Here is a 14,137-nt window from a genome sequence, read left to right as displayed (position 1 = left end):
AGAACAACCTGAGCTTCATCGCCGACCAGCGTGCGCGCCCGGACTCGCAGTCGGCCGCCAGGATCGAGAACCGCCAGGCGGTCGTCGACCTCATCCAGCAGCGCCGCGCGGCGGCGGGCTGCACCGCCGATGTCGCGCCGACGCAGGCGAACCCGCCGGCCGCCACGAACCCACCGGCCACGAACCCGCCCGCCGCGACCAACCCGCCCGCGGCCACGAACCCGCCCGCCGACGACGCCGGTGACGTCGTCTGCGCCGGCTCCACCGTGACGCTTTCCGGCGAGGCCGGCGACCCCGCGGCGTCCAGCAACCAGTTCCCGGTGGGCACCAGGCTCAAGGTCACGAACCTGGACAACGACAAGTCCATCACCGTCGAGGTGACCGGTCCGTCCGGCAGTTGCATCCTGCTCAACAACGCGGCCTTCGCACAGGTCCACGAGGACGGCAAGAACCTGATCCGCCGGGCCGTCATCGAACGGGTCGGCTGAGCGACGGCTTCGTCGCGGTGCGCCCGTCGCCATCGTCCACTGTGGTCACTCCACGGTGGGGCGGCGGGCGCACCGTCGTTCGTTCCGCCCCGCCGGATCGAAACCGCATCTGACCCGCATCTCGCGTTCGGAAACAATACGGACGTTGACGGTGCGGTTTTTGTGTGTAACGCTTCCCGCCGCTTGCCGATTATGTCGGTGTTCGGAGTAGACAAGTGGTTCGGATCGGACATGTGGGAGTGTCCACAATCTGTCCACTATTCAACGGAAAAGCGTTGGGGGAGTCCGGTGTTTGGCGGTGAACCAGGTTATATCGCCTACGAAAGGCGGCATGGCCGGCCGATCGTGTTGGAGGTGGCCGGCATGCCGAGGCCTCCGAACTCGGAGGCGTACATCATTGTGTGCGGCTTGAGCGGAAGCAACACGATGATGATCAGATGGTACGGGCACGATGTCGACGACGTTCGGGAGTCTTTTCGTTCCTGGCTGCAACAGCCGTGGCAGAGAACGAGGGAAACCGACCTCGCCGGAAATCCCATTCCGAACGGCGTGGACTTCAAGCCCAGCTCGATCTCCTGGTTCAACATCGCACCCGACAGCTGAACCGGGAACGCTCTGGCCGGCCCGCGCCGGCCGGCCAGAGTGGGTGCGAGGGTCAGTTGAACGGGTTGTCGTACGTTCCCGACCTCTCGAACCGGTGTGCGACGTTGTGGTTGTCGAACCAGATGCCGTCGACGAAGACGACCACCGACGTGATCACGACGCCGGGCACCGGCTCGCCGGAGATCAGGTAGGCGGTGTACTTGCACTCCGGGATGGTGACCGCCGACCCGCCACCCGAGATCGGGATGCGCTGTCCGCCGTTGACCGAGTACCACACGTTCGGTGGCGTGTAGCTCGACTCGCGGCACACCGCCAACGAGTACGCGAACTTCGTGTTGCCGTCGTCGAACGACAGCGAGCCGTACACGCCGGACAGCTTCATGCCGCCGCCGTTGACCTGGATCTGGACGGGGGTCGGGGCGCCGTACGTCGCGCTTGCCGGGCCGGCCGCCAGGAGGGTCCCGGCGAGCATGGCCAGCACGACCGTGAGAACACGTCTTGCCACGTGGTCGTCCTTTCGTTCTTTCGTACCGGAGTCGGTGCCGTCCCAGTGCCTGCCGCACCCGCCGCGCCGGGGACGAGAACCATCGGGCCTCCCCGGCGCCGGCAGGCGAGACGCCGCGCACAAGGCTCCCGCCGCGCCGCACAGCGAACCTCCAGTGTCGGCTGGATGCCGGTGTGAGCGCGTCGGATCGGAGCACCGTCGGCCGAGGAGATCCCTGCTACCGTCGCCAGCGGGGGTGCGTGAGCGATGCGGTTCCGTGTCCTGGGCGGACTTCAGGCCTGTGCCGCCGCCGGCGAACCGGTGCGGCTCGGCGCCGCCAAGCACCGGGTGCTGCTCGCGATCCTGTTGCTGGAGGCCAACAAGCCGGTGCACACCGGCCGGATCATGGCCGCGCTGTGGCCGGACCGGCCACCCCGCTCGGCGGCCGCGGTGCTGCGCACGTACGTGTCCGCGCTCCGGCACTCCCTCGGTCTCGCCACCACCGGCGGCCGGCCGGCGCTCGTGTCCGAGCGGGGCGGCTACCGGCTGCGGGTCGAGCCGCAGGAGGTCGACCTGCTGGTGTTCGCGGACCTGTGCCGGCGGGGCCGTGCGGCCCGCGCCGCCGCGGAGTCCGTCGCGGCCGAGCGGTTGCTGCGGGCCGCGCTCGACCTGTGGCGTGGCGAACCCCTGCACGACGTGCCACTGGACGGCGAGTGGCTCGCGCGGCTGGACGAGCTGACGGAGCTGCGCCTCGCGGCCGTGGAGGACTGGGCCGAGGCCGCGCTGGCCACCGGCCGCCAGCACGACGTGGCGACCGAGCTGCGGGCCACCGTCACCGCCCACCCGCTGCGGGAACGCCTGTGCGAGCACTGGATGCTCGCCCTCTACCGGGCCGGCCGCCAGGCCGACGCGCTCGCGGCCTACCAGCGGCTGCGTGCCGAGATGGTGGCGGAGCTGGGCGTCGAGCCGGGTCCCGCGCTCGCCCGCCTGCAGCGCCGGATCCTCGACGCCGACCCGGCCCTGCGCCCGCCCACCGGCCGCACGCTCCCGGTCGTGCCGCGCCAGCTGCCGCTGGACGTCGCGGAGTTCACCGGGCGCCGCAAGGAGACCGACCGGCTGACCCGCGTGCTCTCCGGTGCCACCGGCACCGTCGCGGTGGTGGTCATCGAGGGACCCGGCGGCATCGGGAAGTCGGCGCTGGCCGTGCACGTCGGTCACCGGCTCGCGGACCGGTTCCCGGACGGGCAGCTGTACGTGGACCTCCAGGGCGCGGGACCGGCGCCCCTCACGCCCATGGCGGTGTTCGGCCCCGTGCTGCGGGCGCTGGGCATGAGCGGCGACGAGATCCCCGACGGCGTGGCCGAGGCGAGTGCCGCGTTCCGCGCGCTCACCGCGGACGCCCGGCTGCTGGTCGTGCTCGACAACGCCGCGGGCGCCGCACAGGTGCGCCCGCTGCTGCCGGCCGGCGCCGGGTGCGCGGTGCTGGTGACCAGCCGGGGTGTCCTCGGGACCCTCGCCGGCGCGACCCACCTGCGGCTGGACGTGCTGGCGCCACAGGAGTCCCTGGCCCTGCTCGGCAAGCTGGTCGGCGCGGAACGCGTCAGCGCCGAGCCCGCGGGCGTGCGGAACCTCGCGGATCTGTGCGGGCACCTGCCGCTCGCGCTGCGCATCGCGGCGGCCCGGCTCGCGGCACGCCCGTCGTGGCCCGCGAGCGCGCTGGCCGCGCGGCTCGGTGACGCCACCCGCCGCCTCGACGAGCTGCAGTACGCCGACCTCGGTGTGCGGGCGAGCTTCCAGGTCAGCTACCAGTCCCTTGTGGACAGTGTGGACACGGCGATGTACCCGCTGCTGTCGGTGCTGGACGGACCGGACGTGAGCCTGCCCGTCGCGGCCAGGCTGCTGGACCGCGACGAACGGCGGGCCGAGGCGGTGCTGGAGCGGCTCGTCGACGCCCAGCTGCTGGAGACGCCGGCGCCGCACCGGTACCGGCTGCACGACCTGCTCCGCCTGTTCGCCCGGGAGCTGGCCGAGGAGCGGTACACCCCGGCGGAACGCGCGGCCGCCACCGGCCGGGCCGTCGACTTGTACACCGAGACCGCGTGGGGCACCTTCCGGCTGCTGCGCCCCGGCGACACCCGGGAGCGGATGCGGGCGGGCCGTGGCTTCGCGAGCGCGCACGCCGCGCTCACGTGGCTGGAGGCCGAGCGCGCCAACCTCGTGGCCGCGGTGGGGCAGGCGGACGAGCTGTCGATCTCCTTGGCACAGGCGCTGTTCGGATTCCTGCAGGTGCACAGCCACTGGCACGACCTGATCGCGGTGAACCGGACCGCGCTGACCGTCGCGTGCCGGCTGACCGACCTCGCCGCCCAGGCACAGGCGTGCTGCGACCTGGCCGTGGCCTACGACGCGCAGGGCCGGTACGAGCACGCGATCCGCCACCTGACCGAAGGGCTGCGGATCTTCCGGGTGCTGGCGGACAGACGTGGCCAGGGCGCGTGCCTCAACGGGCTCGGCGTGGTCTACGACAGCCAGCAGCGGTACCCCGAGGCCATGGCGTGCCTGGAGGAGAGCCTCGCGGTGCGGGCGGAGATGGGGGACCGGCGCGGGCAGGCGTTGAGCCTCAACAACCTCGGTGTGGTGCACAAGCGGATGGCCCGGCTCGACGAGGCGTTGCGTTGCTACGAGCGCGCACTCGACCTCGCCGGGGTGATCGGCGACCACCGGCTGGAGGCGGGCCTGCTGACGAACGTGGGGGAGATCCACGAGCGGCAGGGCCGCGATGTCGACGCGCTCTCCTGCCACGAGCGGAGCATGCGGTTGTTCCACCGCCTCGGCGACCGCCAGGGCCAGGCACTCAACCTGGGCAACCGGAGCAGGCTGTACCAGCGCCGCGGCGACTACCGGCGGGCGCGGGTCTGCCTGGAGGAGTGCCTGGCGATCCAGCGTGCGGTGGGGGACCGGCGCGGACAGGCCGAATGCCTCCAGCAGCTGGGCTCACTGCTGCACCAGCTCGGCGACCACACCGAGGCCCGCGCCCGGTGGCGGGACGCGCTCACGATCTTCGCCGAGCTGCGGCTCCCCACCGACGAGCTGCGGGTCCTGCTCGGCTGACCGCGCGGGAACGCCATCCCGTGGACCGCCCGGGCCGCACGTCCGCGGACGGTCCAACCCGGCGCCGTCGGCGACCACCTGTGCGAGGCTCACGGGCCGACTAGGTCACCGGGAAGCTGGTGGCGTGGGTGTCCATGAACTCGCGCAGGCCCTCGATGCCCATCTCGCGGCCGATGCCGCTGTGGTTGCGGCCGCCGAAGGGGGCACGCTCGTCGAGGTGCGCGGCGCCGTGGCAGTTCACGAACGTGTAGCCCGTGCGCAGCCGGGACGCCAGCGCCGCCGCCCGGTCCAGGTCCGCCGTCCACACCGACGACGTCAGGCCCGCCCACGTCTCGTTCGCGCGGGTGACCGCGTCCTCCACGTCCTCGAACGGCAGGATCGGCAGCGTCGGCCCGAACTGCTCCTCGGTGACGAGCCGGGTGTCGTCCGGCGGAGCCAGCACCAGTGACGGGCGCAGGAAGTTCCCCTCCGCCGGCGCCTCCCCGCCGAACTCACGCACCTCGGCCCCGCGCGCACGCACCTCGGCCAGCAGCTCCGACACGAACGCCTGCTGCTCCGGCCGGTGCAGCGGGCCCATCGTCGCCTCGCCGTCGAGACCGTGCCCGAGCACCGTCGCCGACAGCTGCTCCGCCAGCCGTTCGACCACCTCGTCGTACCGGGACCGGTGCACGTACAGGCGTTTCACCGCCATGCACACCTGTCCGGTGGTGTCGAACGTGCCGTGGAACAGCGACTGCGAGGCCTCGGGCGTCAGCTCCGCGTCCGGCAGGATGATGGCCGGGTCGTTGCCGCCCAGCTCGAGCGTGACGCGGGTCAGGTTGGCCGCCGCCATGGCCATGATCCGCTTGCCGCCGCCGACACTGCCGGTGAAGCACACCTTGCGCACCCGCGGGTCCGCGACGAGCACCTCGCCGATCTCCGCGTCCGCGCCCGTCACCACGTTCAGCACGCCCGGCGGCAGCGCCGACGCCACCAGTGCCACGGTCCGGCTCGTCGCCAGCGGCGCGGTCGGCGGCGGCTTCACCACCACGGTGTTGCCCGCCACCAACGCGTACGCCAGTGACGCGCCCAGGATCGCCAGCGGCCAGTTGAACGGCACGATGATCGTGACCACGCCCAGCGGCACGTGGCCGACCCGCGTCCGGTACGGCGGTCCGGCCAGCTCGGCGGAGTCGTCCACCTCGGACGCCAGGCCGACCGCGAGACGGCTGCGGTGCTCGAACACGATCGAGTCGATCACCGACTCCGCGAGGATCTTGCCGTTCTCGCGGCTCAGGATCTCGGCCGTGACGGGCCGGTCCGCCGCCAGCGGCGCCAGCGCCGAGGTGAGCGCGGCGGCCCGCTCGGCGGGCGAGAGCGCCGCCCAGGCGGGAAAGGCCCGGTCCGCCGCCGCCACCGCGTCGGCCGCCTGTGCCGCGGTGGCCGACGCGGCGTGCCCGGCGGCAGCACCCCCGCCCGCCGGGTCGCTCACCCGCAGCGTGGCGGACGCGGCCACGGGTGAGCCGTCGATGAACAGATCGGTCGTGATCTCGGGGAGCGTGGTAGTCATCGTTGCGTCACCTCACGACAGAGCGGAGCATGCGGGACGGTCATCGTCCCCGGGTACGCCATCCGGTGTGATAGGTCTCGCGGGCCACGACAGAGTACGGCGCGGGGCTCACCACCGCACGGACCGGGAACTGCTCGTGCGGCTGGACGGTCGTCTTGCGGCTGCCGCCGTCCGGCTCGCCCCACACGACCCGCACCTCGGCGCCGACGGGCACGCCCGGGTCCACGGTCGCGAGCGACAGCACCGCACGCTCGTTCGCGCTGTAGCCGGTGAACATCGACAGGCCGACCAGGTGGCCGTCCGCGTCGAGGATGGAGTCGAAGTTCGACGAGCCGTAGTTGGCGTTGGGCAGGTCGAAGAACTGGTACTCCGGGCCCTTCTGGTCGACCAGCGTGGCGAGCAGTGTCGCGACGTCCTCGGGGTCCCAGGCCAGGGTCACCTTGCGCCGCTGGGACTCCACGTCGACCGCGGCGAGCGCGTCGCGGCCGACGAAGTCGTGGTCGAACTTCACGAACGAGCCGTAACCCAGCTCCCACGGGTTGGTGTAGTAGTCCTCGATCCGGTCGGACACGTAGCTGCCGGCCAGCGCGTTGGTCGCCTCGTAACCCTGTGCCGGCAACCATTCCCGGTACGGCCGCAGCTCGTCACTCGTGTAGACCGCCGGCAGGGGAGAGGGGATCCAGCCGGACTCCAGGGTGTTGCACGAGTACGCCCGCGACCCGCACGGCTCCAGGCCGAACTCCTGGCCCGCCTCGAGAATCGCCTCGCGGATCCGGTCGTAGGACTCGTAGGGCCCCCACAGTTCGAGGCCGGGCGCGCCGGCCATGCCGTGCCGCAGCGTCCGCACCCGCTGGCCCGCGACGTTCAGGTGCCCCAGGCGGAAGAACCTGACCTGCTCGACCGGCGCCCCGTTGAGCTTCTCGATCACGTCCCACGCCCGGGGGCCCTGGATCTGGAACCGCCACAGCTCGCGGGTGACCGGCTTGCCGTACGGCCGCATCGGCGACCGGTCGTCGCGCCGGACGTCCACGTCGTAGCCCCGCTCGGCACGGAAGGACAGCCAGTTCGCCACGGGCGCGCGCCCGACGAAGACGAACTCGTCCTCGGCCAGCCGGAACAGGATGCCGTCACCGATCACGCCGCCCTCCGGCGACACCGGCACGAACTGCTTCGCGGAGTCGACGGGGAACTTGGCCATGCTGTTGATCCCGGTGTCGGACAGGAGCTTGAGCGCGTCCCGGCCGGAGACGAACAGGTTGACCATGTGGTGGGACTGGTCGAACAGCACCGCGGTGTCCCGCCACGACCGCACCTCGCGGCGCCAGTTGGTGAACTCCGCCGGGACGACCGGGTAGACGTAGGCCCCCAGCTGGGAGTCGCGGAGCAGCTCGACGGTGTTGCCCGCCTGGTCCAACACGTCCTGTAGGTTCTTCGCGCTCATGTCAGGCACAGTAGGTAGACCCGGCCGGGTTTCCGACGTCCGCACGTCCGGTCCCGCCTACGTCATTCGTCGCGGTCAACTCAGCGTCGATGCCGGGCGAGCCACGCGTGCCGATGAGCTGTACTGATCGGCATGAGCGACCTCGCCGACCTGCTGCGCGACATCAGCTACGAGGTGATGCCCTTCCGCAGGACCGAGCAGGCGGTGCTCCACCACGTGCCGACGAGCGTGCCGCTGACGATCACGACGACCGAGGCGAAGGGGCTCGGCGTCACCCTCGACCTCGCCGAACGCCTGCACGGGCACGGCTACCAGGTCGCGCCGCACCTCGCGGCCCGGCAGTTCGTCGACGCGCACCACGTCGAGGACGTCGTGGCGCGGCTGCGGGAGGCGGGCATCCGCTCGGTGTTCGTGATCGGCGGCGACGCTCCCCGGCCGCTGGGCAGGTTCCCGGACGCCTTCGCGCTGCTACAGGCCATCGAGGCGACCGGTCACCCGTTCGACCAGGTCGGCATCGCCGGCTACCCCGAGGGCCACGCCCTGATCCCACGGGACACCGTCGACCTCGCGTTGAAGCAGAAGGCACCGTTCGCCACCCGCATCATCACGCAGATCTGCTTCAACGCCACCACGACCGCGTCGTGGGCGGCCGGCATCGCGAGCGCGGGCGTCGAACCGCCCGTGTACGTCGGCCTGCCGGGACCGGTGAACCGGCAGCGGCTGGTGCGGATCTCCGGGGGGCTCGGGCTCGGCCAGTCCGCCCGGTTCCTCCGCAAGCAGGGCGGGTTCCTGTGGCGGCTGCTGTTGCCCAGTGGCTACCGGCCGACGCGGCTGGTCCGCCGGCTCGGGCCCGCGGTGTCCGAAGTGGACAGCAACATCCGCGGGCTGCACATCTTCACGTTCAACGAGCTGCGCCAGACCGAGTGGTGGCGGCAGCGGCTGCTCGGCGCGGTCGCCGAGTGGCTGGAGTGCGAGTGAGCGAGGGAGCGGCATGAACGCACGGATTCTGGACGGACGGGCCGTCGCGGCGGCGACGCTGGAGCGGGTTCGGGACGAGGTGACCCGGTTCGCCGACGCGCACGGTCGGCCGCCCGTGCTGGCAACGGTCCTGGCCGGCGACGACCCCGCGTCACACCCCCACGTGCGGACGAGGACCGGCCGCGGCGCCGCCGTCGGCGTGACCACGCGGCGGGTGGACCTGCCCGCGTCGGCGTCCACAGTGGACGTGGTGGCGCGGGTGCGGGAGCTGTCCGCCGACCCGGACGTCGACGGGATCCTGGTCCAGCACCCGCTGCCCGCGCACGTCGACGAGCGGACGGTGTTCGAGGCCATCGACCCGGCCAAGGACGTCGACGGCGTCACCCACGCGTCGTTCGGGGCCCTGGCGTCCGGCACGCCCGGGTTCACCTCGGCCACGGCGGGCGGGATCCTGGCGCTGCTCGACGCCTACGAGGTGCGGCTCGCGTACCGGCAGGCCGTGGTGATCGGCCGCGGCCCCGTCGGCAGGCCGACGGGCATGTTGCTGCTGGCCCGCGACGCGACCGTCACCTACTGCCACTCCCGCACCATCGACCTGGCGGCCCACGTCGCCGAGGCGGACGTCGTCGTCGCCGCGGTGGGCCGGCCGGGCCTGGTCCGCGGCAAGTGGGTCAAGCAGGGCGCGGTCGTCGTCGACGCCGGCCACCTTGACGACACGGGCGACGCGGGCGACACGGGCGACGTGGAGTACGCGGTCGCGGCGGAACGCGCCTCGCTCATCACACCGGTGCCCGGTGGTGTCGGACCGATGACGGTCGCGACCCTCCTCGCCCAGACCGCACGCGCCGCCCGGGAGCGGACGCCATGACCGGGGACGAGTGCCTCCAGGACCTCGGATGAGCACCCTCGTCCTGGTGCACGGGGCGTGGCACGGCGGCTGGGTGTGGCAGCGGGTCGCGTCGCTGCTGCGGGCCGCCGGCCACGAGGTGCACACGCCGACCATGACCGGACTGTGCGAGCGTGCGCATCTGCTGAGCCCGTCGGTGGGGCTGACCACGCACATCCAGGACGTGAGCGCGTACCTCGAGGCTTACGACCTGTGGGACGTGGTGCTCGTCGGGCACGGCTACGCGGGCCAGGTCGTCACCGCGGTGGCCGACTGGCTGCCGCACCGGGTGCGGGCCCGCGTGTACCTCGACGCCTTCCTCGGCGGGGACGGCGAGGCCGCGATCGACCTGCTGCCCGACGCGGTCGCGAACCACTACCGGCGGTTGGTCGAGGAGGCCGGCTTCGGCTGGCTGGTCCCGGCGCGCCCGCCGGCGAGGCTCGGCGTGACCGAGGCCGCGGACGTCGCATGGCTGGGCCCGCGACTGACCCCACACCCGTGGCTCACCTACACCGAACCGTTGCGGCTGACCGGATCCCCGGAGACCCCGGCCGTGTTCGTCGAGTGCACCGGCTGGTCGCGCGTCTTCCGGCCGCACGCCGAACGCGCCGCGGCCCGCGGCTGGCCGGTGCACGAGCTCGAAACCGGCCACGAGGCGATGGTCACCGCCCCGAAGGAGCTGGCGGACCTCCTGCTGGCCCGGTGAGCGACCACCTCGCGACAAATGACGTAGGCGAAGCGAGCCCGGGCACCGGTGAACGCGGCAGCGAGACCTGGTTGCATCGAACAAACGTCGGCGTACGAAGGAGTACCCGTCATGGCCGGACCGAACCGACCGTCCACAAAGGTCATATTCGCCGCGAGTCTCGTCGGCACCTCGATCGAATGGTACGACTACTACATCTTCGGCCTCGCCTCGGCGTTGGCCTTCAGCGCGGTGTTCTTCCCCTCCTTCTCACCGGTCGCCGGCACGCTCGCCGCGTTCGCCACCTTCGCGGTCGGGTTCGTGGTGCGCCCCTTCGCCGCCGCGATCATCGGCCACTTCGGCGACCGCATCGGGCGCAAGGCGCTGCTCGTGCTCACCCTGTTGTTGACCGGCTGCTCGACGGCCCTCATCGGCGTCCTCCCCACCTACGCCGCGATCGGCGTCGCCGCACCGCTCCTGCTCGTGATCCTGCGCATCGTCCAGGGCTTCGGCGTCGGCGGCGAGTGGGGCGGCGCGGTGCTGATCGCCACCGAGCACGCCACCCCGGGCCGCCGCGCCTTCTACGGCAGCTTCGCGCAGTTCGGCGTCCCGATCGGCGTGCTCACGTCCAACCTCGTCTTCCTCGCGATCTCCGGGCTGTCCGACGACGACTTCCTCTCGTGGGGCTGGCGTGTCCCGTTCCTGATCAGCATCGTGCTGGTGGTGGTCGGCCTCGTCACCCGCGTCAAGCTCACGGACGCGCCGGAGTTCGCACAGGTCAAGCAGGACCGCACGGTGAGCAGGGTGCCGTTCCTCGACCTCGTGAAGGCTCATCCCAGGGCGCTCGTGCTCGCCGGCATCGCCTCGATCGCCCCGCCGGCCATCGGCTACACCGTCATCGTCTACCTGCTGTCCTACGGCACCAAGGTCGTCGGGTTCGCGCGGCCGACGTTGCTGACGCTCATCCTGATCTCCACCGCGCTCTGGATCGCGACCATCGCGGTCTCCGCGCTCGCCGCGGACCGGTTCGGCGCGAAGCAGGTGTACGTGTGCGGCGCGGTCGTCGCCGTGCTCTGGCCGCTGCCGATGTTCGCGCTCATCGACACCGGGGCCGTCGGCCCCGCGCTGGTCGCGATCCTCGTCGCCGCCGTCCCACAGGGGATCATGGCCGGCGCGCAGGGCGGGCTGTTCACCGAGCTGTTCCCCGTGCGGGTGCGGTACTCGGGCATCTCGCTCGCCTACCAGTTCGGCGGCATCGTCGGCGGCGCGGTCAACCCGCTGGTCGCGACCGCGTTGCAGCAGTCGGGCGGCTCGACGGCCGTCGCGCTCTACCTGTCCGCGCTGTGCCTGGTCAGCCTCGTCGCCGCCGTGCTGCTGCCGGTGCGCGGCAAGGTCGGGGCACCCGTCTCCACGACCGTGGCGGACCCCGTCACCCCGTGATCCACTTTGGGCTGTCTTTCCGGTTTTCTCTTGGTGCGCGGCATACTCGTGGGGTGCACCAAAGGCGGACATCGACCGGGGACGTGCTGCGGGACGCGGCGGAGGTCCTCGTCGAGGTGAGCGCCGACGGGCTCGCGGTGCTCGACGACGCCGGCTACTTCGCCGGGCTCAACCACTCGGCCGCCGCGCTGCTGGGCGCGGCGGCCGACGACCTGGTCGGCAAGCCGGCCCCGTTCTCGCCCAACCCCCGCCCCGACCGCGTGCGGCACACCGCGACCTGGACCGCGCCGGGCGGGCGGGCGCAGGACCTGGAGTACCGGATCGAGCCGCTGCCGGCCGGCGGGCACGCGGTGTGGTTCCGCGACGTCACCACGGTCCGGCGCCAGCAGCGGCGGCTGACCGCGATCGCGCGTGCCGCCTCCCGGGTCGCCGAGTCGTACTCGCTGCCGGTGACACTGGAGGCGGTCGCGCAGGAGATCGTCCGCACGGCGAACATCGCCGCCGTGCAGATACTGTCCGTCGAGGACCCGAGCGCCGAGCTGCGCATCCTGGGCATGGCCGGTTTCGGTGCGGCGCCGGACTTCGTGGCCAGGCTGGCCGCGTGCCGCAGGCGGGGCGCGCACGTCCGGTTCCTCGACGCGTTCCTGTCCGGCGAGACGGTCGTCGACCTGCACCGCAAGCCGCTGATCATGTCCGACCCGGTGTGGGCGCCGCTGAAGGAGATCATGGACCGCCCGGACTGGGACGCGTTCGTGTCGATGCCGATGTCGGTGCGCGGCCGGAAGGTCGGCGTGATCAACGCGTACTACCGGCCGGGGGAGGACCCGGGGCCCGGCTCCCTGGCGTTCCTGGAGGCGATGGGCGACCAGGCGGCGGTGGCCATCGACATGGCCGCGTTGCTGGCGCAGGCACGCAGCCAGGCGCAGTCCGACGAGCGCCGCAGGCTGGCGCGCGACCTGCACGACTCGGTCGTGCAGCAGCTGTTCTCGATGCGCATGCAGGCGAAGGCGTTGCGGCGCGGGCTGGACCGGATCGACGTCGACGGCGTCCGGCGTGCGGCGGAGGAGCTGGCGGAGCTGTCCGCGGGCGCACTGGCCGACCTGCGGCTGCTGGTGTTCGAGCTGCGGCCGCTGGAGCTGGCCGAGCACGGCCTCGTCGACGCGATCCGCGCTCACGCCGCGAGCCTGCGGGCCAGGACGGGACTGGCGATCGAGGTGCGGGCGCCCGAGGACGTGCGGATCAGCGGCGGCCTGGACTTCCAGGAGGACCTGTACCGGATCACGTCGGAGGCGCTGCACAACGTGGTCAAGCACGCGAACGCGACGGCGGTGGAGATCAGCATCGCGCGGGAGGACGTCGACCTGGTGGTACAGGTGCGCGACGACGGCTCGGTGGCCGGCACGTCGCCGGACCGGCCGGGGGAGAGCCTGGGGCTGCTGTCGATGCGGGAGCGGACGGAGCGGTGGGGCGGCCGTTTCGAGGCGGGGCCGTGCGCCGGCCGGGGCTGGGTGGTGCGGGCCGCCGTGCCGATCCTGAACGGGGAACCCCTGTGACGATCCGGGTCCTGCTGGTGGACGACCACGTGGTCGTGCGCCGGGGGCTGCGTGCGTTCGTCGAGACCGAGCCGGAGCTGGCGGTCGTCGGCGAGGCGGGGGACGGCGTGCAGGCGCTGGAGTTGTTGCGGCAGTGGCAGACGCTGGGGGAGCCGCTGCCGGACGTGGTGCTGATGGACCTGCGCATGCCGCGCATGGACGGGACCGAGGCGACGGAGCGGATCACCGTCGGGTACCCGGGCGTGCATGTGGTGGTGCTGACCAGTTTCGGTGAGGTCGAGCGCGTCCACACGGCGCTGGCGGCCGGCGCGGCGGGGTACCTGCTGAAGGACGCGGAACCGGGCGAGGTGGCGTCGGCGATCCGAGCGGCGGCGATGGGGGAGGTTCACCTGGACTCGGCGGTTGCCGGGCAGCTGGTCCGGCGGATCTCGGCGCCGAGGATCGGGCTGACGGCGTTGACGGCGCGGGAGCGGGAGATTCTGGCGCTGGTCGCGGAGGGGCATCCGAACCGCAAGATCGCGGAGCGCCTGGTGATCAGTGAGCGTACGGCGCGGACCCACGTGAGCAACGTGCTCAGCAAGCTACAACTGTCGTCGCGGACGCAGGCCGCCTTGTTCGCGATCCGCGAGGGCCTGATCCCGCCGCCCAGCTGACCCGCCGGTCAGCGGTGGGCCACGCCGAGGGTCCCACCGCTCCGCCTTCGCGCGTTCGCGCCTTCGTGTCGGCGCCTGTCCACCAAGGCTGACCCTCCTTCCCCTTGTTCGCTTGATACCTCCTATCGGTTTTATGAAGCTAGACCCACTATCAGATATATGGATGTCCAAATTGTTTGTCGGTGCGGTGGTCGGCTTCATGCGCGGGACGGCGGAGCGGGGTGAGGCGACGAGGGACGGGGTAAGGCGGCGAGGCGGCGAAGCGA

General features: G+C 72.2%; 12 protein-coding genes. 9 read left to right on the top strand and 3 right to left on the bottom strand.

Features of this window, described 5'->3' with window-relative positions; genetic code table 11:
* Both VET29_RS40775 and VET29_RS40770 read left to right on the top strand, forming a co-directional pair.
* Positions 1 to 488, top strand: a 488-nt coding sequence (locus VET29_RS40775) for a hypothetical protein (protein WP_324931755.1), incomplete at its 5' end; no start/stop codon positions are given.
* Between the two features lie 288 nt (positions 489 to 776).
* Complete coding sequence (locus tag VET29_RS40770) at positions 777 to 1,091, top strand: hypothetical protein (RefSeq protein WP_324931752.1); 315 nt, start codon at positions 777 to 779, stop codon at positions 1,089 to 1,091.
* 52 nt (positions 1,092 to 1,143) lie between these two features.
* Here VET29_RS40770 and VET29_RS40765 read toward each other — a convergent pair whose 3' ends face one another.
* Entirely contained in the window at positions 1,144 to 1,596 is a 453-nt protein-coding gene (locus VET29_RS40765; RefSeq protein ID WP_324931749.1) for a hypothetical protein, read from the bottom strand.
* Between the two features lie 246 nt (positions 1,597 to 1,842).
* Between VET29_RS40765 and VET29_RS40760 the strand changes: the two genes are divergently transcribed.
* Entirely contained in the window at positions 1,843 to 4,686 is a 2,844-nt protein-coding gene (locus VET29_RS40760) for an AfsR/SARP family transcriptional regulator (protein ID WP_324931746.1), read from the top strand.
* Positions 4,687 to 4,786: 100 nt separating this feature from the next.
* On the opposite strand, the gene VET29_RS40755 is transcribed toward VET29_RS40760, so the two are convergent.
* Together VET29_RS40755 and ligM are read right to left on the bottom strand one after the other, a co-directional pair.
* Positions 4,787 to 6,235: an aldehyde dehydrogenase family protein gene (locus tag VET29_RS40755; protein WP_324931743.1), complete on the bottom strand. Its 1,449-nt coding sequence runs from the start codon at positions 6,233 to 6,235 to the stop codon at positions 4,787 to 4,789.
* A 40-nt stretch (positions 6,236 to 6,275) separates the two neighbouring features.
* Complete coding sequence (gene ligM / locus VET29_RS40750; RefSeq protein ID WP_324931740.1) at positions 6,276 to 7,676, bottom strand: vanillate/3-O-methylgallate O-demethylase; 1,401 nt, start codon at positions 7,674 to 7,676, stop codon at positions 6,276 to 6,278.
* A 132-nt stretch (positions 7,677 to 7,808) separates the two neighbouring features.
* Here ligM and VET29_RS40745 point away from each other — a divergent pair, with 132 nt between their 5' ends.
* From VET29_RS40745 to VET29_RS40720, 6 genes are all read left to right on the top strand, one after another.
* On the top strand, positions 7,809 to 8,654 hold the full coding sequence (locus VET29_RS40745; RefSeq protein ID WP_324931735.1) for a methylenetetrahydrofolate reductase: 846 nt from the start codon (positions 7,809 to 7,811) through the stop codon (positions 8,652 to 8,654).
* Positions 8,655 to 8,667: 13 nt separating this feature from the next.
* A complete protein-coding gene (locus VET29_RS40740) occupies positions 8,668 to 9,522 on the top strand; it encodes a bifunctional 5,10-methylenetetrahydrofolate dehydrogenase/5,10-methenyltetrahydrofolate cyclohydrolase (RefSeq protein ID WP_324931732.1) in 855 nt (284 codons plus the stop codon).
* A gap of 28 nt (positions 9,523 to 9,550) precedes the next feature.
* Positions 9,551 to 10,246, top strand: a complete 696-nt coding sequence (locus tag VET29_RS40735; RefSeq protein ID WP_324931729.1) for an alpha/beta fold hydrolase — start codon at positions 9,551 to 9,553, stop codon at positions 10,244 to 10,246.
* Between the two features lie 111 nt (positions 10,247 to 10,357).
* Positions 10,358 to 11,665: an MFS transporter gene (locus VET29_RS40730; protein WP_324931727.1), complete on the top strand. Its 1,308-nt coding sequence runs from the start codon at positions 10,358 to 10,360 to the stop codon at positions 11,663 to 11,665.
* A 53-nt stretch (positions 11,666 to 11,718) separates the two neighbouring features.
* Entirely contained in the window at positions 11,719 to 13,218 is a 1,500-nt protein-coding gene (locus VET29_RS40725) for a GAF domain-containing sensor histidine kinase (protein ID WP_324931724.1), read from the top strand.
* Positions 13,215 to 13,871, top strand: a complete 657-nt coding sequence (locus VET29_RS40720; protein WP_324931721.1) for a response regulator transcription factor — start codon at positions 13,215 to 13,217, stop codon at positions 13,869 to 13,871. Before VET29_RS40725 ends, VET29_RS40720 begins: the two co-directional genes overlap by 4 nt.
* Positions 13,872 to 14,137 lie beyond the last annotated feature (266 nt).

It is taken from the genome of Actinophytocola sp., from assembly GCF_035634895.1.
Lineage (GTDB): Bacteria > Actinomycetota > Actinomycetes > Mycobacteriales > Pseudonocardiaceae > Actinophytocola.
This window is presented reverse-complemented; position numbering and strand designations above follow the sequence as displayed.